This window comes from Desulfotomaculum copahuensis (assembly GCF_001655685.1).
GTDB lineage: Bacteria > Bacillota > Desulfotomaculia > Desulfotomaculales > Desulfovirgulaceae > Desulfotomaculum_G > Desulfotomaculum_G copahuensis.
On record NZ_LYVF01000137.1, the window covers coordinates 68272 to 90115 of the forward strand.

At 58.4% G+C, this 21844-nt stretch carries 21 protein-coding genes; 3 read left to right on the forward strand and 18 right to left on the reverse strand.

What is annotated here, in order from left to right; translation table 11 throughout:
* Positions 1–26: 26 nt before the first annotated feature.
* From A6M21_RS08445 to A6M21_RS08505, 14 genes are all read right to left on the reverse strand, one after another.
* Complete coding sequence (locus tag A6M21_RS08445) at positions 27–1022, reverse strand: electron transfer flavoprotein subunit alpha/FixB family protein (RefSeq protein ID WP_242868805.1); 996 nt, start codon at positions 1020–1022, stop codon at positions 27–29.
* Positions 1023–1035: 13 nt separating this feature from the next.
* On the reverse strand, positions 1036–1824 hold the full coding sequence (locus A6M21_RS08450) for an electron transfer flavoprotein subunit beta/FixA family protein (protein ID WP_066667754.1): 789 nt from the start codon (positions 1822–1824) through the stop codon (positions 1036–1038).
* Positions 1825–1906: 82 nt separating this feature from the next.
* Positions 1907–2287, reverse strand: coding sequence for a desulfoferrodoxin (locus A6M21_RS08455; protein ID WP_066667756.1), 381 nt, complete (start codon positions 2285–2287; stop codon positions 1907–1909).
* A 19-nt stretch (positions 2288–2306) separates the two neighbouring features.
* Positions 2307–2972 (reverse strand): nitrite/sulfite reductase domain-containing protein, encoded by a 666-nt coding sequence (locus A6M21_RS08460; RefSeq protein WP_066667977.1) that lies wholly within the window; start codon positions 2970–2972, stop codon positions 2307–2309.
* On the reverse strand, positions 2956–3153 hold the full coding sequence (locus tag A6M21_RS17890; protein ID WP_078060512.1) for a rubredoxin: 198 nt from the start codon (positions 3151–3153) through the stop codon (positions 2956–2958). The genes A6M21_RS08460 and A6M21_RS17890 overlap by 17 nt, the downstream gene beginning before the upstream one ends.
* Positions 3154–3195: 42 nt before the next feature.
* Positions 3196–3744, reverse strand: coding sequence for a ferritin-like domain-containing protein (locus A6M21_RS08465; protein ID WP_066667758.1), 549 nt, complete (start codon positions 3742–3744; stop codon positions 3196–3198).
* Between the two features lie 94 nt (positions 3745–3838).
* Positions 3839–6436 carry an ATP-dependent chaperone ClpB gene (clpB, locus tag A6M21_RS08470; protein ID WP_066667759.1) on the reverse strand — a complete coding sequence of 866 codons (2598 nt, stop codon included), beginning with the start codon at positions 6434–6436 and terminating at the stop codon, positions 3839–3841.
* A gap of 40 nt (positions 6437–6476) precedes the next feature.
* Positions 6477–6773, reverse strand: a complete 297-nt coding sequence (locus A6M21_RS08475) for a chaperone modulator CbpM (RefSeq protein ID WP_066667760.1) — start codon at positions 6771–6773, stop codon at positions 6477–6479.
* Positions 6774–6777: 4 nt separating this feature from the next.
* On the reverse strand, positions 6778–7767 hold the full coding sequence (locus A6M21_RS08480) for a DnaJ C-terminal domain-containing protein (protein ID WP_066667762.1): 990 nt from the start codon (positions 7765–7767) through the stop codon (positions 6778–6780).
* A gap of 7 nt (positions 7768–7774) precedes the next feature.
* On the reverse strand, positions 7775–8248 hold the full coding sequence (locus A6M21_RS08485) for a nucleotide exchange factor GrpE (protein ID WP_066667763.1): 474 nt from the start codon (positions 8246–8248) through the stop codon (positions 7775–7777).
* 24 nt (positions 8249–8272) lie between these two features.
* Positions 8273–10174, reverse strand: a complete 1902-nt coding sequence (dnaK, locus tag A6M21_RS08490; RefSeq protein WP_066667764.1) for a molecular chaperone DnaK — start codon at positions 10172–10174, stop codon at positions 8273–8275.
* Between the two features lie 314 nt (positions 10175–10488).
* On the reverse strand, positions 10489–12123 hold the full coding sequence (groL, locus tag A6M21_RS08495) for a chaperonin GroEL (RefSeq protein ID WP_066667765.1): 1635 nt from the start codon (positions 12121–12123) through the stop codon (positions 10489–10491).
* A gap of 25 nt (positions 12124–12148) precedes the next feature.
* Positions 12149–12436 carry a co-chaperone GroES gene (gene groES / locus A6M21_RS08500; RefSeq protein WP_066667770.1) on the reverse strand — a complete coding sequence of 96 codons (288 nt, stop codon included), beginning with the start codon at positions 12434–12436 and terminating at the stop codon, positions 12149–12151.
* Positions 12437–12714: 278 nt separating this feature from the next.
* A complete protein-coding gene (locus A6M21_RS08505) occupies positions 12715–13206 on the reverse strand; it encodes a MogA/MoaB family molybdenum cofactor biosynthesis protein (protein ID WP_066667772.1) in 492 nt (163 codons plus the stop codon).
* Between the two features lie 305 nt (positions 13207–13511).
* On the opposite strand from A6M21_RS08505, the gene fdhD reads away from it, so the two are divergent.
* Positions 13512–14306 (forward strand): formate dehydrogenase accessory sulfurtransferase FdhD, encoded by a 795-nt coding sequence (gene fdhD, locus A6M21_RS08510; RefSeq protein ID WP_066667986.1) that lies wholly within the window; start codon positions 13512–13514, stop codon positions 14304–14306.
* 33 nt (positions 14307–14339) lie between these two features.
* On the opposite strand, the gene A6M21_RS08515 is transcribed toward fdhD, so the two are convergent.
* From A6M21_RS08515 to A6M21_RS08530, 4 genes are all read right to left on the reverse strand, one after another.
* The gene (locus A6M21_RS08515) at positions 14340–14534 is read right to left on the reverse strand and encodes a hypothetical protein (RefSeq protein WP_066667774.1); all 195 of its coding nucleotides are present in this window, start codon (positions 14532–14534) and stop codon (positions 14340–14342) included.
* 131 nt (positions 14535–14665) lie between these two features.
* Entirely contained in the window at positions 14666–14959 is a 294-nt protein-coding gene (locus A6M21_RS08520; protein WP_066667776.1) for a 4Fe-4S binding protein, read from the reverse strand.
* 171 nt (positions 14960–15130) lie between these two features.
* A complete protein-coding gene (locus A6M21_RS08525) occupies positions 15131–16777 on the reverse strand; it encodes a long-chain-fatty-acid--CoA ligase (protein WP_066667777.1) in 1647 nt (548 codons plus the stop codon).
* A 307-nt stretch (positions 16778–17084) separates the two neighbouring features.
* A complete protein-coding gene (locus A6M21_RS08530) occupies positions 17085–17279 on the reverse strand; it encodes a rubredoxin-like domain-containing protein (RefSeq protein WP_066667778.1) in 195 nt (64 codons plus the stop codon).
* 213 nt (positions 17280–17492) lie between these two features.
* Between A6M21_RS08530 and A6M21_RS08535 the strand changes: the two genes are divergently transcribed.
* Together A6M21_RS08535 and mrdA are read left to right on the forward strand one after the other, a co-directional pair.
* Positions 17493–19688 (forward strand): transglycosylase domain-containing protein, encoded by a 2196-nt coding sequence (locus A6M21_RS08535; protein WP_078060513.1) that lies wholly within the window; start codon positions 17493–17495, stop codon positions 19686–19688.
* Positions 19667–21667, forward strand: a complete 2001-nt coding sequence (gene mrdA / locus A6M21_RS08540; RefSeq protein ID WP_066667784.1) for a penicillin-binding protein 2 — start codon at positions 19667–19669, stop codon at positions 21665–21667. Before A6M21_RS08535 ends, mrdA begins: the two co-directional genes overlap by 22 nt.
* The last annotated feature ends 177 nt before the right edge of the window (positions 21668–21844 follow it).

A 21844-nucleotide genomic window follows, 5' to 3' on the forward strand; every position in this document is an offset into this window, starting at 1 on the left:
AGACCACCTGCTTTCCCGAAAAGTTTTTAACGGGCCTCTTTTAACTTTTTAACCTCCGCCGTCAGCCGGGGTACAATTTGCAGCGCATCCCCCACCAACCCCAGATCGGCCACTTTGAAGATCATGGCCTCCGGGTCCTCATTGATCGCCACGATGTACTCCGCAGTCTGCATCCCGGCCAGGTGCTGAATTTGCCCGGATACGCCCGCGGCAATGTAGACCTTGGGCGCCACCGTCTTGCCGCTGAGGCCGATTTGGTGCGAATAGGGCGCCCAGCCCAGTTCCACCACCGCCCGGGTGGCGCCCACGCCGGCTCCCAGCACACCGGCCAGTTCCTCAACCAGCTTGAAACCGGCCGGACTTTTCATTCCCCGTCCGCCGGTGACCACCACATCCGCTTCCTGCAGGTTCACCTCCTGAGTTTCGTCCTTGATGAAACCCAGAAACTTTTCCGGTCCGGACAGTATTGGGTAAGATTTCTCTATAATCTCCCCGTGGCGCGAGGTGTCCCGGGGCGCCGGCGGCATGGAGTGGGGACGCACCGTGGCCATCTGGGGGCGGGAAAAGGGCGTTTTGATCGTGGCCATGACATTGCCGCCGATGGCCGGGCGGGTCTGTAAAAGAAGCTTCGACTCCGGCTCAATGGAAAGTTCGGTACAGTCGGCGGTCAGGCCCGTTTCCAGCCGTGCGGCCGCCAGGGGCACCACTGTGCGCCCGCTGGTGGTGGCCGCGGCCACCACCACGGCCGGCCTTTCCTCCCGGATCAGCCTGGTCAGCGCCCCGGCCACCGGACCGGCCAGGAAAAAGGACATCGTCCCGGGATTGAGCAGATAGACCCGGTCCGCGCCCCGGTAGATCAGTTCCTGCAAATCATCCCGGCCGGCTCCAATCACCACGCAGGAAAGCTCCGTGTGCAGGGCGTCCGCCAGTTGCCGGCCGCGGTGCAAAAGTTCATGGGTAACCGGATGTATGCGGCCGTTTTTTTGTTCGGCCAGAATCATTACACCGTCATGCCCAGCCAATTTACCGCCCCCTTTAAACCACATTTCTGGCCGTCAATTGCCGTAATAATTCGTCAATCGCCGACGTGGTTTCATTTTCCCCGAACATGCGGGTTTGCCGGACCAACCTGGGGCTGAACACCTTGACCACCCGGGTCGGTGAACCTTTCAAACCAAGTTCATTTGCGGCAAGAGCCAGGTCCTCCGGTCCCCAAACCGGCACTTCCATTTTCAGCGCTTTCAAACGGCGCTTCAGGGAAGGGGGGCGGGGTTTGTTGATGTCCTTGACTACGGTAAGCAGGGCGGGTGGCGTCACTTCCACCTGTTCATAGCCGTCTTCCACAATTCTTTCCACCTGCAGCACGCCGTCCTGCCAATCCACCTTGCGCACGTAGGTAACCACCGGCATATCCAGCCGGGCCGCCACCATCGGGCCGGTCTGACCGGTTTCACCATCCGTGGCCCGCTCACCGGCCAGCACCAGATCCACCGGGGACAATTTTTTGATCGCCGCCGCCAGCGCCCGGGAGGTGGCGATGGTATCGGCGCCGGCATAGGCCCGTCCGGAAAGCAGGACTCCCCGGTCGGCGCCCCTGGCCGCGGCCTCGCGCAGCACTTCCCGGGCCGCTTCCGGTCCCATGGCCAGGGCGGTCACCGTTGCCTCCGGCAACAGCGCCTTGATGCGCACCGCCTCGGCCACGGCGTTTTCATCCAGCGGGTTGATAATATTATCTTTCGCCCCCCGGATCATGATCCCCTTCTCCGGATCCAGCCTGACATTGTCCGTGGCGGGCACCTGCTTGACCAGCACTACAATATGCACTGCACAGCCTCCTTCAGGACAGGAGGGGAGCAGGCGGGCCGGCCTGCTCCCATATAACGACCACGTGAACTTCTGCTCATGATTATCCTTGGGATTGCCACAAACCATGCAGGTTGCAGTAGGCGCGGGCCAATATGTTCTGCGCCTGTACGCAGAAAGACGCCTCCGGTTTGTCGCCCGGGTTCAAATACTTGCGGTATACTTTGCCGTCGGCAATGATCTCGACCCATTCGATGTAGTGCTTCTCCTCCATCGGGTGGGGCACGCTGCCCACTTTGACCAAAACACCGTCGGCCGTCTTTTCAATTACCGGCACATGCTTTTCTTTGGCCGCATCTTTGGTGTTCGGTGTGAGCAGTTCCATCGACTGCCCGCAACAAACCAATTCCCCCGCACCGGTATGGATCATCTCCACCATATTGCCGCAGATATTGCACTTGTACACCTGGTTTAACACCGTCATTTTCAAACGCCTCCTGAATTTATGATTTGAGTTTACAACAATTTTTAAACTCTTCAAAACCGACCCGGTCGATCAGGTGTCCCAACCGCTCGTTTGACTTGCCGTGCTCCTTGTAGTACTCCACGATCCTGGCCACCAGAGCCAAAGTATCTTCATCACCCAGGCCCTCATCCAGCACCTGGGCCAGTCGCGGCCTGGCCCCGCCACATCCGCCAGCCAGCACCGTCCAGCCGGTTTTCTTGCCTACCAAACCGATATCCTTGATGCAGGTTTCCGTGCACTGGTTCATACAGCCGCTGACGCCGATTTTAAACTTGCCCGGCAGGGAAAGGCCGTGATATTGCTGATCCAGCTTCATTCCTATGCCCAGCGCATCCTGCTGGCCGAGACGGCAAAAAGTGGTGCCCGGACAGGCTTTAACGCTCCGGATACACAGACCGACCGCATGTCCCGGCTGAATATCAAGCTCCGCCCAAACCCGGTCAATATTTTCTTCTGCAATCCCGACCATGGCGATTCTTTCCGCACTGGTCAGCTTCATGGCCGGCACGCCGTGTTTTTCCGCCACGTCAGCCAGGCGCCGCAGCTGGGCCGGGGTAATAACGCCGCAGGGAAAATGCGGCACTATGGCATAGGTAGTTTTGTCCCGCTGCAGGACCGCACCTTTTTCACCGTCTTTTATCAAGCTGTTCACTCTCTTTCAACGCTTCTTTTTTTGCCCCGCATTGTACGCAGGTGAAGCCCTCAATAATCTCACCCGCCCCGTCTACATAAGAGCAGACCGCCGCTCCCGCCGTCTCACCGGGGGGGCTATCCTTCTCCGGATCATAAACATGGCCGCATACACTACAAATCCATTTTTTCATCGCACCTGTCAGCCTCCGTTTCGCCGGGGAGTTGCTCCTGTTTTAAAGTTCTTTAAAGTAGTGCATCAGCTTGCGCACATGACCCTTTTCCTGGGCGATCAGGTCCTTTAAAATTTCCTTGCCGGCATCACAAACGTAATTCTCTATTTCCTGAAAAACCATGATCGAATCCCGCTCAAAGCGCAGGGCCAGTTCCAGCGCTTCCCGGGCCGTGTTCACCTGCGCCAGGTTGATATAGGTGAAGGAGGGCCCCATCACCACCGCATCCGCCGCCCCCTTCTGGAAAAAGGAGTGACTGCTGACAATACCTCTCAGGAATTCCTTCTCTTCCAGACTGCAGCTTTCACCGGGGGTGAGTTCATTTTCCAGCACCCTGGCCAGCGTCTTGAAATCCTTGATATGCTGTTTTTCCTCGCCGGCCAGTAACAAAAACAAATCCTTTACTTCCGGGGTGGCCGCCCGCTCCGCCAGCGCTTCGTAAAATTTAACACCCTTTACTTCAATGGCGGCCATGATTCCGATAAATTTCTTAACGTCAAATTCCTCGTCGAAAAACTTCCTGATATCAATCTGTTCGGCTTGCTCGTTCACCTGTAAACCCCCTTCGTATAAGCCTCAAACACTCATAGTATCTATTACTACATCAATTCCTTTTTTCCTGCTTTTTTTAAAATTTTTCCGGATTTTAGCTGGCCGGTTCCAGGCGCAAGCCGCCGTCGCCTCCCTTCAGAAAAACGGTACCTTTGGGCGAAATTTCCCCTTTGATCATCAGCCGGCTCAAAGGAGTTTCCACTTCCTGCTGAATCAAACGCTTTAACGGCCGGGCGCCGTAGACCGGCTCGTAGCCCTTGTTGGCCAGGTAGTTCAAAGCAGCTTCGTCCCATTCCAGTTTGTTGCCGGTGCCGGCGTAAATGCGCGCCGCCAGACGCTCCAGCAGCAGGCCGGCGATTTGCCGCATCTGCGCCTGGTTCAGGGCGTGGAAGACCACAATCTCATCCACCCGGTTGAGAAACTCGGGGCGGAAGTGCCGGCGCAGGATATCCAGCACCGCAGTTTTCATCTGTTCGAAGCTGCCGCCCCGCTCCTGTTGGGCCAGGATTTCCTGGCTGCCCAGGTTGGAGGTCATGATCACCACCGTGTTCTGGAAGTTTACCGTGCGTCCCTGGCCGTCGGTCAACCGGCCGTCGTCCAGCAACTGTAGCAGCACGTTGAACACGTCGTGGTGCGCCTTTTCAATTTCGTCCATCAGAATCACCGAGTAGGGCTTGCGCCGCACCGCCTCGGTAAGCTGGCCGCCCTCCTCGTAGCCCACGTAGCCTGGGGGCGCGCCGATCAACCGGGCCACGGTATGCTTTTCCATGTACTCGGACATATCCAGACGCACCATGTTGCGTTCGTCGTCAAAAAGCGCCTGGGCCAGCGCCCGCGCCAATTCGGTCTTGCCCACGCCGGTCGGACCGAGGAAGATAAAGCTGCCGATCGGCCGGTGGGGATCCTTGATCCCCGCCCGGGCGCGCAGCACGGCGTCGGCCACCGCCCGCACCGCCTCGTCCTGGCCGACCACCCGCTTGTGCAACTCCTCGTCCAGATGGATCAGCTTCTCTTTTTCCCCTTCCATCAGTTTGCTCACCGGAATGCCGGTCCAGCGGCTGACCACCCGGGCGATGTCCTCTTCGTCCACTTCTTCCTTGAGCAGCATGCCGTGCTTCTGCTTGCCGGCCAGCAGTTCCTCCTCGGCCTTGAGGCGGCGCTCCAGGTCGTTCAGTTTGCCATACTTCAGTTCGGCCAACCGGTTGAGGTCGTAGTCCCGCTCGGCGCGCTCCATCTCCTGGCGCGTCTCTTCAATTTCCTTTTTCAACTGGCGCACCCGGGAGATGGCCTGCTTCTCCACCTGCCACTGCGCCTTCATGGCATCGGCTTCGTCGCGCAGTCCGGCCAACTGTTCCTTGATTTTTTCCAGGCGCTCGCGGGAGGCCGCATCTTTTTCCTTGCTCAAAGCCGCTTCTTCAATTTCCAGCTGCATGATGCGCCGGGTGATCTCGTCCAGCTCCGTGGGCATGCTGTCTATTTCCGTGCGCAGCCGGGCCGCCGACTCGTCCATCAGGTCGATAGCCTTGTCAGGCAGGAAGCGGTCGGAAATATAGCGGTCGGACAGAGTGGCCGCGGCCACCAGGGCGCCGTCGGTGATGCGCACGCCGTGGTGCACTTCGTAACGTTCTTTCAGCCCGCGCAGGATGGAAATGGTGTCCTCCACCGAAGGCGGATTGACCATCACCGGTTGGAAGCGCCTTTCCAGAGCGGCGTCCTTTTCCACGTGCTTGCGGTATTCATCCAAAGTGGTGGCGCCGATGGTGCGCAGCTCGCCCCGGGCCAGCATCGGCTTCAATAGATTGCCCGCGTCCACGGCCCCCTCCGCCGCCCCGGCGCCCACCACGGTATGCAGTTCGTCAATGAACAGGATGATCCGGCCTTCGGACTGCTGTACCTCCTTGAGCACAGCCTTCAGCCGCTCCTCGAATTCGCCCCGGTACTTGGCCCCGGCCACCAGAGCGCCCATGTCCAGGCCGATCAAGCGTTTGTTCTTCAACCCCTCGGGCACGTCGCCGGCCACAATGCGCCTGGCCAGGCCCTCCACAATGGCCGTCTTGCCCACGCCCGGCTCGCCGATCAGCACCGGGTTGTTCTTGGTGCGCCGGGAGAGGATCTCCATCACCCGCCGGATTTCGTCGTCCCGGCCGATCACCGGGTCCAGCTTGCCGTCCCGGGCCAGTTTGGTCAGGTCGCGGCCGTAGCGCTCCAGCGCCTCGTAGGTTTCTTCCGGGTTTTCCCCGGTCACCCGCTGGTTGCCCCGCACCGCGCGCAGGGAATTGAGCAGGGTGTCCCGGGTCAAACCGGACTGACGCAGCGCCTCTTTTGTTTCCGGCTCGCCTTCCTCGAGCAAGGCGAGCAGCAGGTGCTCCACGCTGACATAGTCGTCCTTCATCTCCCGGGCTTCCTTTTCCGCCCGGGCCAGCACCCGGGCCAGGGCCGTGCCCAGATGCAGGGAGCCTTCGTAACCGGTAACCACCGGGATCCGGCGCAGTAAATCCTCCACCCGGCCGGCAAGCGCTCCCGGGCTGATCCCGGCATGTTCCAGGAAGCGGGGTGCCATACCCCCTTCCTGGTTCAACAGGGCTGCCAGCAGGTGCTTGCCGGTCACCTCCTGGTGGTGTCTTTCCGCAGCCAGTTGCTGTGCCGCGGCCAGCGCCTCCCTTGATTTTTGCGTATAGCGGTTCAGATCCATGGATATAAACCCGGACGGCTTTTAATAGTCCCCCGGGTGCTCACCTCCTTTGCAACCGTTCGATTTCGTCCTGCAATTTCTCCACCCGTTCCAGCAGATCCAGGATGATGGCCGCTCCGGCCAGGTTCACCCCCAGATTGCGGCGCAGGCGGAACAGTTTATGCAGCCGGGCCGCCTGGCGGGCCGGTATATGCCCCCGGCGCACCTCCACAATGCCCAATTCGGCCAGCTGCTGCAGCAAATCCGGATGCAGACCGAGCGAACCCGCCTCCACCCAGGCCTCTTCCTCCCCCGGAAGCAGGGTATGGCGGTAAACCTGAATATAAAATTTTTCCACGCCGTCACACCTCTTTCCGCAGGGCGGCCAGTTGACGGTAAAGCTGCTCTTCCGCCGCCGTCAGACTTGCCGGGATATCGATTTTGATCCGCACGTACTGATCTCCGCGGCCGCCCTTACGCGGCCAGCCCTTGCCCCGCAGGCGCAGGCGCCGGCCGGCCCGGGCGCCAGCCGGTACTTTCATGTTCACCGGGCCGTCCAGAGTGAAAACCGTCACCCGGTCACCGAGCACGGCCTGCTCGGGCCGCAGGATGATCTCCGTTTCCAGGTCGTCGCCCTGCACTGTAAACACCGGATCGGGCCGCAGGTGTATTTTGAGATAGAGGTCGCCCCGTTCGCCCCCGTTCAGCCCCTCACCGCCCTGGCCCTTCAGACGGATCCGGCTGCCGTCGTGTACGCCCGGCGGGATTTTCACAGCCAGCGTTTTTACCCCGTTTACCTCACCGGTGCCGCCGCAACGGCTGCAGAAAGTGTCATTCTCAAAACCGGCGCCGCCGCAGGCCGGGCAAGCCTCGCGAGTGGTCAACTGCAGCGTCTTCTCCCCGCCGTGATAAGCTTCCTGCAGCGTCAGTTCCAATTCGCTTTCCACGTCCCGGCCGCGCAACGGGCCGCGGCGTGCGGTCCGGCCGGTCCGGACAAACGGTCCCGCCCCCCCGAAAAGGGTTTCAAAAAAATCGCTGAAGCCGCCTGGACCGGCGCCCGTGGCGGTATGAAACTCAAAACCGTTAATATCCGGTGGCGGCCGGAAATCCTGACCGGCCTGCCAGTTCGCTCCCAAACGGTCGTACTTGGCCCGTTTTTCCGGGTCGCTCAGCACTTCGTAGGCCTCGTTGATCTGCTTGAACTTTTCTTCGGCCGCTTCCTTATCCTTGCCTGCATGCAGGTCCGGATGCCATTTCCGGGCCAGCTTGCGGTAGGCGGTTTTGATCTCCTTCTCCGTGGCATTGCGGCCGACGCCCAAAGTTTCATAATAGTCCTGATAAGTCACGCCCATGCGATTTTCACCTGCCTCCAGCCACCCGGACCACGGCCGGGCGCAAAAGCTCCCGGTTGAACCGGTAGCCGCGGCTCAGTTCTTCGGCCACATAGCCCGGCGGAAAGCGGGCCGCTTCCACATAGCCGGCCCCTTCCTGTTCACCGGGATCAAAGGGTCTGCCCACGCATTCCACCGGCTCGAGCCCGTGCCGGCAGAGTGTGTCCAGAAACTGCCGGTAAACCATTTGCAACCCCTGCCGCACGCGTTCATCCGTTACCCCGGCCAGCGCCCGCTCCAGGTTGTCCAGTACTTCCAGCAGGTCGCCGGCCAGCTCTTTTTTGCCCTGGGCGGCACAGGCGGCGGCATCGCGCTCCACCCGCTTGCGGTAGTTGTCGAAATCGGCCAGCGTACGCAGGTGGCGGTTTTTCTCTTCCGCCAGTTCCCGGCGCAGGACGGTCACCCCGTCCGGCGCCGGATCCTTTTCCGGATTAATCATCATTACCGTCCCGGCCCCGTTTCAATTTTATTTTTCCTCAAATTCAGCATCCACCACATCGTCGCCGCCCTGCGGCCGGGCACCGCCGCCGCAGGTACCGCCGGCACAACCGCCGGCCGCGCCGCCGGCCTGCTGATAGGCCGCCTGGGACAGGGCGTAGGCCGCCTGCTGCAAATCGCTGTGCAGCGTGCGGATGCGGTCGACGGGTGCGTTTTCCTTCAAAGCCGTGCGCAGGTCGTTGAGCAACTGCTCGAGGCGCGCCTTTTCATGCACGGGCACTTTGTCCCCCAAATCTTTGAGCTGCCGGTCCACCTGGTAGACCAGGGCGTCCGCCTCGTTGCGCGTCTCCACTTCCTGCTTGCGCTGCTTGTCCTCGGCGGCGTTGGCTTCCGCCTCGCGCACCATGCGGTCGATATCGGACTTGTCCAGGCTGGTGGACCCGCTGATGGTGATCGTCTGCTCCTTGCCCGTACCCTTGTCCCGGGCGCTGACCTTGAGGATGCCGTTGGCATCGATATCAAATGTCACCTCAACCTGCGGTACACCGCGGGGCGCCGCGGGAATGCCGTCCAGTTTGAACTGCCCCAGGGAGCGGTTGTCCCGGGCCATCTCCCGTTCACCCTGCAGCACGTGGATGTCCACGGCCGGCTGGTTGTCCTCGGCGGTGGTGAAAACCTGGCTGCGCCGCACGGGAATGGTGGTATTGCGCTCAATGATTTTGGACATCACGCCGCCCAGGGTTTCCACGCCCAAAGAAAGGGGCGTGACGTCCAGCAGCAGCACGTCCTTCACTTCCCCGGCCAGCACACCGCCCTGAATGGCGGCGCCCACGGCCACCACCTCGTCCGGGTTGACGCCCTGGTGCGGATCCTTGCCGCCGGTCAACTGGCGCACCAGTTTCTGCACCGCCGGAATACGGGTGGAACCCCCGACCAGAATCACTTCGTCGATGTCCTTTTCCGTCAGTTTGGCGTCGGCCAGGGCGGCCTGCACCGGCCCCCGGCAGCGCTCCACCAGATGGTGGGTCAGGTCGTCGAACTTGGCCCGGGTCAGTTTCATTTCCAGGTGTTTGGGCCCGGAAGCGTCGGCAGTTATAAAGGGCAGGCTGATCTGTGTTTCCATGGTGGCGGAGAGTTCCATCTTGGCCTTTTCCGCCGCCTCGGTCAACCGTTGCAGGGACTGCTTGTCATTGCGCAGATCGATGCCGTAGTCCTTCTTGAACTCTTCGGCCATCCAGTCCACCACGGCCTTATCGAAGTTGTCCCCGCCCAGGTGGGTGTCCCCGTTGGTGGACTTGACTTCAAACACGCCGTCGCCCACCTCCAGGATGGATACGTCGAATGTGCCGCCCCCCAGGTCGAACACCAGGATGGTCTGGTTGGCCTTTTTATCCAGTCCGTAGGCCAGCGCCGCCGCGGTGGGCTCGTTGATGATGCGCAATACGTTCAAACCGGCGATCTTGCCGGCGTCCTTGGTGGCCTGCCGCTGGGCGTCATTGAAATAGGCCGGCACGGTGATCACCGCGTCGACAACCTTTTCGCCCAGGTACTTGGCGGCATCGTCCACCAGCTTGCGCAGCACCAGCGCCGAGACTTCCTCCGGAGCGTAAAGCTTGCCGCGGATTTCAAACCGTACCGCGTCGTTGGGACCGGCCACCACTTTATAAGGCACCAGCTTGCGCTCGTCGGCCACTTCGGAATAGCGGCGGCCGATAAAGCGTTTCACCGAGTATAAGGTATTTTCCGGATTGAGGACGCTCTGCCGGCGGGCTACCTGGCCGACCAGCCTTTCCCCGTCCTCCTTGAAAGCCACCACGGAAGGGGTCGTGCGCGAACCCTCGGCGTTGACAATTACCGTTGGCTTGCCGCCCTCCATCACCGCAACCACCGAGTTGGTGGTACCCAGATCGATACCTACTGTTTTAGCCATGACACAAACCTCCCTGTAAGTAAATTATAATGCGCCTGAATTTCAGGCCGGCAGCTCACCCGTTGTGGCCGCCGGCTGCGGCTTTCTCCCTTCTCCCGCGGCCGGTGGCCAGCCTCCGTATTCGCCTTGATTTTTATCAACCCTATTTTACCCGTTGGCGCCCAGCTATTTGTAAAAACTTATCAGTAATTATTACTATAGTGATAGTATCATGGAAGTTTCTATTTGACAATACCTTTTTATCCAAAACTAGAAAAATTTTTGATAAAAAAAGTCCCCGGCGTCAAACAACGCGGGGACTTTTCCGTAAATGGTTACATCATGGGAGGCATGCCGCCGCCCATGCCGCCCATGCCGCCCATATCCTTTTCCTTTTCAGGCTTTTCAGCCACCAGTGTTTCCGTGGTCAGGATCATGGCTGCAATGGATGCGGCGTTTTGCAGAGCGGAACGGGTCACCTTGGCCGGGTCCACGATACCGTTTTCAATCATATTGATGTAGGAACCGTCCAGGGCGTTGAAGCCCACGCCGGCCGGTGACGCTTTCACCTTTTCCACTACAACGGAGCCTTCCATGCCGGCGTTGTTGGCGATTTGCCGCAGAGGTTCTTCAAGCGCCCGGCGCACGATGTCCACACCGGTTTTCTCGTCCAGACTGGCGGTCTGCACGCCGTCCAGTGCCTTGACCGCTTCCACGTAGGCCACGCCGCCGCCGGAAACAATGCCTTCTTCCACCGCCGCGCGGGTGGCGTTCAAAGCGTCCTCGATGCGCAGTTTCTTTTCTTTCATCTCGGTTTCCGTGGCCGCGCCCACCTGGATTACCGCCACGCCGCCGGCCAGCTTGGCCAGACGCTCCTGCAGCTTCTCCCGGTCAAAATCGGAAGTGGTATCTTCAATTTGTTTCTTGATCTGGGCCACCCGGCCGGTAATTTTCTCCGCATCGCCGGCACCGTTGACAATGATCGTTTCTTCCTTTTTCACCCGGACCTTGGCCGCCTTGCCGAGCATATCCACTGTGGCCTTGTCCAGTTTCAAGCCGAGATCCTCGGTGATCACCGTGCCGCCGGTAAGGATGGCGATATCCTCCAGCATGGCCTTGCGCCGGTCGCCAAAACCGGGGGCCTTCACGGCACATATCGACAGGGTGCCCCGCAATTTGTTCAGCACCAGGGTGGCCAGCGCTTCCCCTTCCACATCCTCGGCAATGATCAACATCGGCCGTCCGGACTGGACCACTTTTTCCAGCACGGGCAGCAGGTCGGCCACAGCGCTGATCTTCTTGTCGGTAATCAGGATGTACGGATCGGTCAGGTTGGCTTCCATCTTGTCGGTATCGGTAATCATATACGGGGATATGTAACCCCGGTCGAAATTCATCCCTTCCACCACTTCCAGGGTGGTGCCGATACCCTTGGATTCCTCGACGGTGATCACGCCGTCCTTGCCCACCTTTTCCATCGCCTCGGAAATCAGTTCTCCGATCGATTTGTCGTTGGCGGAAATGGACGCCACCTGGGCAATTTCGGACTTGCTTTCCACATGTTTGGCGGATGCTTTAATGGCGTCAACAGCCTTTTCCACCGCCAGCTCGATGCCCCGTTTGATGATCATCGGGTTGGCGCCGGCGGCCACGTTTTTGGAACCTTCCCGCACGATGGCCTGAGCCAGCACGGTGGCCGTGGTGGTACCGTCGCCGGCCACATCATTGGTCTTGGTGGCCACTTCCTTGACCAGCTGGGCGCCCATATTTTCAAAAGGATCGGTCAGCTCGATTTCCCGGGCGATGGTTACACCGTCATTGGTAATCATCGGCGAACCGAATTTTTTCTCCAGCACCACGTTGCGGCCCTTGGGACCGAGGGTTACACGCACTGCTTCAGCCAGTGCGTTCACGCCCTTTTCCAACGAGCGGCGGGCGTCTTCCCGGAAAATTATTTCTTTACCAGCCAATTTTGTTTACCTCCTTATAATCGGGTTACTTCTCAATGACGCCGAGGATGTCGGCCTCACGCATGATCATGTACTCCACGTCGTCAATTTTGACTTCGTTGCCGGCATACTTGGAGAACAGGACTTTATCGCCCACTTTCAAATCAATGGGCACCCGGGTGCCGTTTTCCAACAGACGGCCCGGTCCCACAGCCACCACTTCGCCCTCCTGGGGCTTTTCCTTGGCCGTATCCGGCAGCACGATGCCACCTTTTGTCACTTCCTCACTGGGCAGCGGCTTGACAACCACCCGTTCACCTAACGGTCTGATCACCTCAAAACCCCTCCTTAGAGAATTGTTAACTTGTTGTTAGCACTCATTCAAGTTGAGTGCTAATACCCATGTAATATAATATAAAGCAGTGCAGGCAAAATCAACTACCCTGACACCACAAAAACCCCCTTTCCGGCCAGCCGAGGGAAATTATTGATGGATATCTTTAATTTTCTCCTGCTGAGGTATTATTAGCTTTGATGCAAATTTTACTGACGTTTCTAAAAATATTTTTGCCAAAAAAATTAACAATATACGGCATGCTGAAAAAATTTTCCCTATTCACGCCCGCATTCGCCGCCCCGGCCGGTCAGGATCTCCAGGCCGTGCGGCAGCGCCGGCAGGATTACTTCCAGACACTCCCGTACCGCTTTCGGACTGCCCGGCAGGTTGATGATCAGCGTCCGGTGGCGCACCCCGGCCACCGCCCGGGTGAGCATGGCACGGGCGGTTTTTTTCATGCTTGCCGCACGCATCACTTCCGGTATGCCCGGCACTTCCCGCAGGATTACCGCCCGGGTGGCCTCGGGAGTGTTATCCCGGGGGCCTAAGCCCGTACCCCCGGTGGTCAGGATCAGATCCAGCTTATCTATATCGCTCATTTCCACCAGGTTTTCCTTGATTACCTCCGGGTCGTCAGGCACAATGCGGTAGGACAGCACCACGCCGTCCATACCGGCCAGCATTTCCCGGATCACCGCCGCGCTTTTATCCTCCCGCTCACCCCGGGCACCCTTGTCGCTGGCCGTCAATATACCTGTCCGCCACATTTTCTCCACCTTCCTTTTTGATGACAATTTTCACCGGTGGTAATTGCGGGCCAAGTGCGGATGAGAATATCATACATCCGGGATTGCCCCCAAAAAAGACCGGTCCCTTGGCTGATAATCACCGCCGCACTCTGATCCGGCGGATCACTTCACTGCAAGGTAAAATTTTTATCCGTACCGCCTGCTTGCATCCGCCCGGCCGGACGGATAAAATAAAGCTATGTTTATTCATACCAGGTGTGTCCGTGCCGGTCCGGCGGCTTTTGAAAACGGTCAATCCGGGTACGGTCAGCCAGGAGGTCATTATGCCCGGAATCACCACCACCCTGCCGGTCGAGAAATTTAAAGACGGCCGGGTAATAACGGCCACGGACGAGGTGGTGCGGGAAGTGCCCGTAACCATCTTCTTGAATGACGAGGAACTGGTCACTCTGGTCTGTTCGCCGGATCAGTTGGAAGAACTGGCAGTGGGTTTTTTATGCGCCGAAAACATTCTCCACCGGCGTGAAGACCTGAAAGGAATCACCGTAAACCGCGAAGACGGCTTGATCTGGGTGGAAACCGCCGGCCCGTCGCCCCAGCGGCAAACCTTCATGAAGCGCTACCTGACCACCTGCTGCGGCCGGGGACGTTCCTCCTTTTATTTTGTAAATGATGCCCGGAGCATCCCCCCGGTAAACAGCAAACTGCAAATCGAAGCCGTCCGGTTGCTTGACCTGGAACGTCAACTGGAAGCATCCGCGGCCACCTTCGGTGCCACCGGCGGCACACACGGGGCGGCACTGTGTTCATCGGCGGGAATTCTGCTTTTTTACGAAGACATCGGCCGGCACAACGCCGTGGACAAGATATTCGGCCGCTGCTTTTTGGACGGACTCGCACTGAACGATAAAATCCTTGCCTTCAGCGGCCGCATCTCTTCGGAAATATTGATCAAGGTGGCCCGCATGGGCATACCGGTCCTCGTTTCCCGCGGGGCGCCCACCGATCTGGCCCTGGCCATGGCCGCGGAAACAGGCATCACCGTGGCCGGTTTCGCCCGGGGGGACCGGATGAACGTGTATACCGGCGCACAGCGCATTATTTTTGGCGGGCAATGATTACCGGCGCACCGCCAATCATTGCCCTACCAATCAAAAGCAACCCAGTTCACAGGCCTGGACTTTCACCCCCAGGGCATCACAGGCCGCACCCACTTCCCTGACCGGTACGGCCAGTTCCGCCGCCAGACGTTGCGCCGCCGTGCAGGTGAGCCGTCCATCCCGGACTTCCCTGCGCACGGCATCTAAAACTGCTTGTGATACCGCGATTTTTTCCTTCTCCTTCATGAACACACCCCCGTAAGCAAATATTAAAAACGCGATTCGCGCTCCGTTCGCTTGCCCCGCATTAATGAAAAATAAGCCGGACCATGAACAGGCCTGGCTTATTATGTCTCCCGGAATCGACTGCGATATCCTTACGCCGGTACGATGGAGCCGGTTTTGCACTTGGCCAGGCACTCGCCGCAGCGGACGCATTTTTCCTGGTCGATGGCATGCGGCTCCTTTTTATTGCCGGAAATGGCGCCCGTTTCACAAACCTTGGTGCACATCTGGCAGCCTTTGCAGGTGGACTGGTCCACTTTCAGAGCCGGTATTTCAATGCCGGCCGCGGCGGCGGCGTCTTTAACCTTGCCTCCCGGCGGAACGACAAATTCGACCCCGTTTAAAGTGATTTTAACTTCCTTTTGCGGCTTTTTATCCACTGCCATGTTAACTCCCCACTCCCTTATCTGATGTGATAACGGGAGTATTCGACAGATGAAACAATTATCCCTGCTGTAAGCTGCAAAATACAGGCGTGTTTTTTAAAGCAAACCCGGAAACGGAAAACAGCGCCGGTTCCGGCATACTGTTTCCCGTCATTCCCGCCGGCCGCTTGTTCACTTGTTTTCCCCGTCATCCTGGCGCGCGGCCGCTGCCTCCTCGTCCCGCAAGTAACGGCGCAGCACCTTGCCCACAATGGTTTTGGGCAGGCTGTCCCGGAATTCCACCTGCCTGGGGGCCTTGTAGGCGGCCAACCGCCCGCGGCAGTACTGGATCAACTCCTCTTCGCAGGCTGTCTGTCCTTTTTTCAGCACCACATAGGCCTTTACCGTCTCGCCCCGGTAACGGTCGGGCACTCCGGCCACCACCGCTTCCATCACCTTCGGATGCTCAAAGAGCACTTCCTCCACTTCCCGGGGGTAAATGTTGTACCCGCCGGCAATGATCATGTCCTTTTTGCGTTCAACAATATAAAAATAGCCGTCCTCGTCCATTTTGGCCACGTCACCGGTATAAACCCAGCCGTCTCTCAGTGAACACGCTGTTTCTTCGGGCATGTTCCAGTATCCCTTCATCACCTGCGGACCATTGATGCACAATTCGCCCACCTCACCGGGAGGCAGTTCCTGTTCCCCGGTTTCCAGATCAACAATTTTGCACAGCGTATCCGGCACGGGCAGACCGATACTGCCCACCTTGCGCCGTCCCTTCAAGGGGTTACAGTGTGTCACCGGGGAAGTTTCCGTCAAACCGTAACCCTCCACCAAGTAACCGCCGGTCAGTTGCTCAAACTTTTCCGCCACATCCACCGGCAGGGGGGCCGAGCCGCTGATGCAATAATTGATTGAACGCAGGTCATACCTGCCGATTTCGGGATAGTTGTTGATCGCCACGTACATGGTCGGCACGCCCGGGAAAAGGGTGGGCCTGTGTGTATTGATAGTTTCCAGCACCTGATTGATTTCAAACCGCGGCAGGATGATCTGGGTGGCGGCTATGGTCAGGGCAAAATTCATGGCCACCGTCATGCCGTAAACGTGGAAGAAAGGCAGCACCGAAAGCACCCGCTCCTGGCCGTAGCGGCAGCCGGTAAACCAGGAAACAACCTGCAAGGCGTTGGCCACAATATTGCGGTGAGTGAGCATGGCCCCCTTGGATACGCCGGTGGTACCGCCGGTATACTGCAGCACGGCCAAATCCTCCACCGGATCGATGTCCACCGCCGGCGGCGCGGGCGGGTTTTGCTCCAGCAACTGCTCGGCCGGGAGCGCGCAGTCATCCGCCGTGCCGGCAGGCTTACCCAGGCTGAAAAGCAGGACATGTTCCAGCGGAGTAGACTCACGGATGCTTTTTATACGCGGATACAGGGCGTCGTAAGCAATGATCACCCGGCAGCCGGCGTCGTTTAAAATATGTTCGAGCTCTCTTTCCACGTACATCGGATTGACCTGCACCACCACCGCGCCGGTTTTCTGCGCCGCCAGGTAGGCTACGGCATAATGCGGACTGTTCGGAGACATCAGGGCCACCCGGTCGCCTTTCCTCACGCCCAGGCCGTGTAGCGCGGCGGCAAATTTGTGCATCATACCGACCAGCATCCGGTAGGTTATTTCCACCCCGGCAAAAACAATCGCATTGCGCTCCGGAAAGTCCACCGCCGCCTTTTCCACCAGATCCGGCATGGTCGCCCGGGGGTATTCCAGGGCGGCAGGCACTTCCGGTTCATAGTACCGCAACCACGGCCGTTCTTTATTCTCCGACATTTCAAACCACCCTCCTTCACAATAAATGAGTATTCATTCAACATGAGGTGACGAAAAACCTGCCGCAATCTCGAAATTTTCCCACGTTTTTTAATTTTATTATTACGCTAACCGGTTAATGTTAAAAAGCGATTTTTTTCAGGCGGCGGCAGCACCGGGGCGAACCGGAACCCGGTCCGGTCATTACATAATTGAGATGAAAAATATGCCCGGTATTGATTGGACCCGGGCGCAAACAACGGCTGTACCGGAATCCGGCAGCCGGCACAAAAAATAACCGGCCTTCAGCCGGTCATCAGTCAAACATTTAGGGAATATCCTTCTCCTCTTTCTTTTTGTATAACCGCTCATCCATCGTCCCTTCGCCGGGACCGCCGCAATCAGGAATATAACAGGAAACATCGAGCCAGGTGCAGGCCTGTCCGCAGGAAGGACACTTTTCGGGCAGGGGTTCCGAAGCCTGCTCCAGAACATAGCCGCAGTTGGAACACTGGAATTTCATGAGTCAAACCCTCCTTTTCTAATGATTCTAGCATAGAAAGGAAAAAATGAAAAGACCCGCTAGTAATAATTAGTGTTAGCGCCAATCGACCGTGCCGTAAGACCAGCACCGGCAAAAAATTTCACGTTTTTCAACCAGAGACTGGTTTTCCTGCAAATATACGCATTGGTGCCCGCTTAATGATTATGGTATATTAAAAGCGGGGTGAAATACATGTCGAAGAAGCGGAAGCTAAAACCGGCCAGACTGCTCAAGTCAATTTTGTCCATTGCTTTGACCGCCTGCTTCCTGGCAGCGGCCTGGATCATATATATCAGCGCGCGCGATCTGCCCTCTGTGGACCCCGCCTCCCTGCGCCCGGTGGAACAGACCGCCATATACGACGCCAACGGCAAATTGGTTGATCAACTGGGCAACAGAAAAGTGCTCCCGGTAAAGCTGTCCCAGGTGCCGCCGGTGGTCAAGAACGCTTTTCTGGCTGCCGAGGACGTCCGTTTTTATCAAAACAACGGCATTGATCTGCGTTCGATCGGCCGGGCCGTCTGGCATGATCTGACCACTTTGAGCCTGAGCCAGGGAGCCAGCACAATCACCCAGCAACTGGCCAAAAACGCCTTCCTGACTCCCGACCGCACCATCAAAAGAAAGGTGCAGGAAGTCATGCTGGGCTTTGAGCTGGCCCACCGTTACTCCAAGGATGAAATCCTGGAAATGTACCTGAACGAAATTTACCTGGGCAACGGTGCCTACGGTATCGGAGCCGCCTCCAGGGCTTATTTCAACAAGGACGTGAGCCAGCTCACCCTGCCCGAAGCGGCTTTACTGGCCGGACTGCCCCAGGCGCCGTCGGCCTATTCGCCGGTAAGCCACCCGGAGGCAGCCAAACAGCGGCGGGATGAGGTGCTGAGCAAAATGCTCAGGTACAACCTGATTACCGAACAGCAATACCGGCAGGCGGCAGCAGCCAAAATCCAATTGAATCCCCCGCCGGAAACCGGAAAAATGTATCCTTATTTTGTTGACTACGTGACCAGCCGTCTGGCCCAACTGATCGGCGAAGACGCCATTTACCGGGGCGGCTTGAAAGTGTATACCACACTGGATCCCCAGGTGCAACTGGCGGCGGAAACGGCCTTTGCCAACCCGGCCAATTTTCCCGCCTCGGTACGCGACGCCAACGGGATACTGCAACCGGAGGGGGCGGCAGTCTTCCTGGACCCGCAGACGGGCGCCATCCGGGCCATGGTGGGCGGACGGGAACATACCGGCCGTCAGGTGCTCAACCGCGCCTACCAGACCTACCGGCAGCCCGGCTCGTCCATCAAGCCCTTCGTCGCCTACGGACCGGCCATTGAAAACGACGGGCTGACTCCCGATTCCATCGTGGACGACAGCCCGGTGAGTTTCGGCAATTATTCACCGAAAGATGACGACGGCACTTATATGGGACCGGTTACCCTGCGCACCGCCCTGGCCCTGTCCCGGAACGTGGTGGCGGTGAAGCTGCTGGACCAGGTGGGCATGTCCCAGGCGGTGCAATTCGCCCGGGGAGTCGGCATCACTTCGCTGGTCCCGGATAAAGAAGGGCTGAGCATGGCCCTGGGCGGACTGTATAAAGGGGTGACCACGCTGGAGATGGCCGGCGCTTACGGGGCTGTGGCCAATGGCGGCATGTATGCCAAACCCTTTGTAATCAGTGAGGTCGACGGCCAGGACGGTTCCGTGCTTTATAAGAATAAAACTGAAATACACCGGGCCATGCAGCCCTATACGGCCGCCGCGCTCACCTCCATGATGGAAACCGGCGTCCTGTCGGGTACCGGCACCAACGCCCAGCTTGACGGCCGGCCGGCGGCCGGCAAAACGGGTACCGCCGAACACGGCCGTGACTTGTGGTTCGGCGGCTTTACCCCCCAGTTGGCCGGGGTGGTCTGGATCGGTTACGATCATCCGCAGAACATGCCGCTGCAATACGGCGGCACCTACCCGGCCATGATCTGGCGCCAGATCATGCTTGACGCCCTGGCCGGAAAACCGGTGCTACATTTCCGCGACCTCTATCCCGGTATTTATCCGGAAGCGCAGGTGCCGCCGCCGGTTGCCGGCACACCGCCGCCTGATAACAGCGGGACGCAAAACAACCAGCAACAGCCGGGAAACAACCCGCCGGCCGGAACGCCGCCGGACAACAGCCAACCCCCCGGCAACAGCACACCGCCGCCCGGCAACGGACAGGGCGGCGGCAACCCGCCGGGGAACCAACCGCCTGCCGGAAACCAGCCGCCCGGTAACAACAATCCACCGGGCGGCCCGGGAGACGGCAGTCAAACAGTGACGCCGCCGGCACGGGAAAACCACCATACTCATGCCTTCAAGGGAGCCGAAAAATGGGTCAGAACAGCGCTTTAAAAAGAAAACTGCACATTTTTATGGTTATCATCGCCCTGGCTTTTTTGCTGATCTCCCTGCATCTGGCCCAGGTGCAGCTGTTGCAAAACGGACGCTACCGCATGCTGGCCAGGCAGAACTACATGCGCATGATCCCCATCCAGGCGCCCCGGGGCCGCATTTACGACCGTACCGGGGTCGAGCTGGTAGGCAGCCAGGCTGCTTTTAACATTGATCTTTTTTACACCGATATGCAGAACAAAGACAAGGAGATTGCGTACATCAGCAGCCTGCTGGGCATCAGTCCGTCCCAGATTCAGGACACCATCAAAAAATACAAAGATGCCGGTCAGCTGTACCTGCCCATCCCCTTGGTACAGGATGCGGATCAGGCCACCGTGACCAAAGTGGAAGAAAACAAGATGAACCTGCCCGGAGTTTACGTGGATGCAGTCCCGCAGCGCAATTACCCTTACGGCGGCCTGCTGGCCCAGACGCTGGGCTATGTACAGCAGATCACTCCCCAGGAGTTGGCCGCCCACAAGGATGACGGCTACCAGATGAACTCGCTTTTTGGACAGACCGGTCTGGAAAATGAATATGAAAGCTACCTGCGCGGACAGGACGGGGCGCGGGAAATCGCCGTGGACTCCCTGGGCCGGCCCATTCACGATCAGGGCGTGAAACCGCCGGTGCCCGGCGACAACCTGCAGTTGACCATCTCGAAAAAGCTTCAGCAGACTGCGGAACAATCGCTGATCAACGCCGTCCAGCAGGCCCGGGCCAGCGGCCGCACCGACTCCATGGGCGGCGCGGCCGTAGTGGAAGACGTGCATACGGGGCAGATCCTGGCCATGGCCAGCGTACCCACCTTCAATCCGGGCGATTTCGCCAGAGGACTGTCGCCCCAGGAAGCACAGCAAATATTCAACGGACCGGCGCATCCTTTCTTAAACCGGGCGCTGTCCGCCTATGCCCCCGGTTCCACCTTCAAAATGGTGGTGGCCGCGGCGGCGTTGGAAGCAAAGGTGATCACCCCTGACACACTGATTGACGACCCCGGCTACTTCCAGTTGGGAAACCACATTTTTCACAACTGGGCCAGCTACGGTTTCGGTCTGATCAATGTCGTCAAGGCGCTGCAGGTCTCCAACGACACGTTTTTCTACAAGGTTGGCCACATGCTCGGCTGGCAGCCGATCGCCCATTGGGCCGGGGAATTCGGACTGGGGCAAAAAACAGGCATTGATTTGCCCGGGGAAACTACCGGAACACTGCCCACACCGCAGTACAAAAAGAATATGGTGGAGAGCTTCCTGAAAGCCATGAATAACGGACGGATCAAGGCAATTGTGGACAAGTACAACCAGCAAATCAACAAAACTGCTGATAAAGCACAAAAGGACGAACTGGCAAACGAGCGCGATAACGAGGTGGCGAGGTTAATAGAACAAATTAATGCCAGTCACAGCTGGGATATCAACTGGCAGGAGTTTGACACAATCAACATGTCAATCGGTCAAGGATACAATCTGTATACTCCCTTGCAAATGGCCGACTACGTTTCCACCATCGCCAACGGGGGCACGTTATACCGCCCTTACCTGGTACAAAAAATAACATCGCCGGACGGGCAGACGGTTAAAACCTTCACTCCCCAGGCTGTCCGGCGCGTGCCTGTATCAGCCCAAACTCTGGATGTAATTCATCAGGGCATGTCCCTGGTTACCCAGGGAACCGGCACCGGGGCGGCAGTCTTTGCCGGTTTTCCAATTCCGGTGGCCGGCAAGACGGGCACCGCCGAAGTAGCCGGTCACAACAACCATGCCTGGTTCGTCTGCTATGCCCCGGCCGATCACCCGCAAGTGGCTGTGGCGGTGCTTGTGGAGCACGGCTGGGAGGGCGCCGTGGCGGCTGCCCCGGTGGCCAAGGATATTCTGTCGGCCTACTTCAACCTTGATCAGACCCAGGGACAAAACCAAAATCAGCCGAAACATTGATGAATTAACCAAAGATACGTTGATAAAACCCATTTTTGCCGAATAAAGTATTTAGCCCCACCCTCATTCAGGAAAAATTCCCCTGCAGGTGAGGCCCGTGTCAGAACAACATTCCCATGTTTTTTACCATATCTCTCCGGGATATGGTATCTGTTTCCAATAGGTGATACGCCAAGA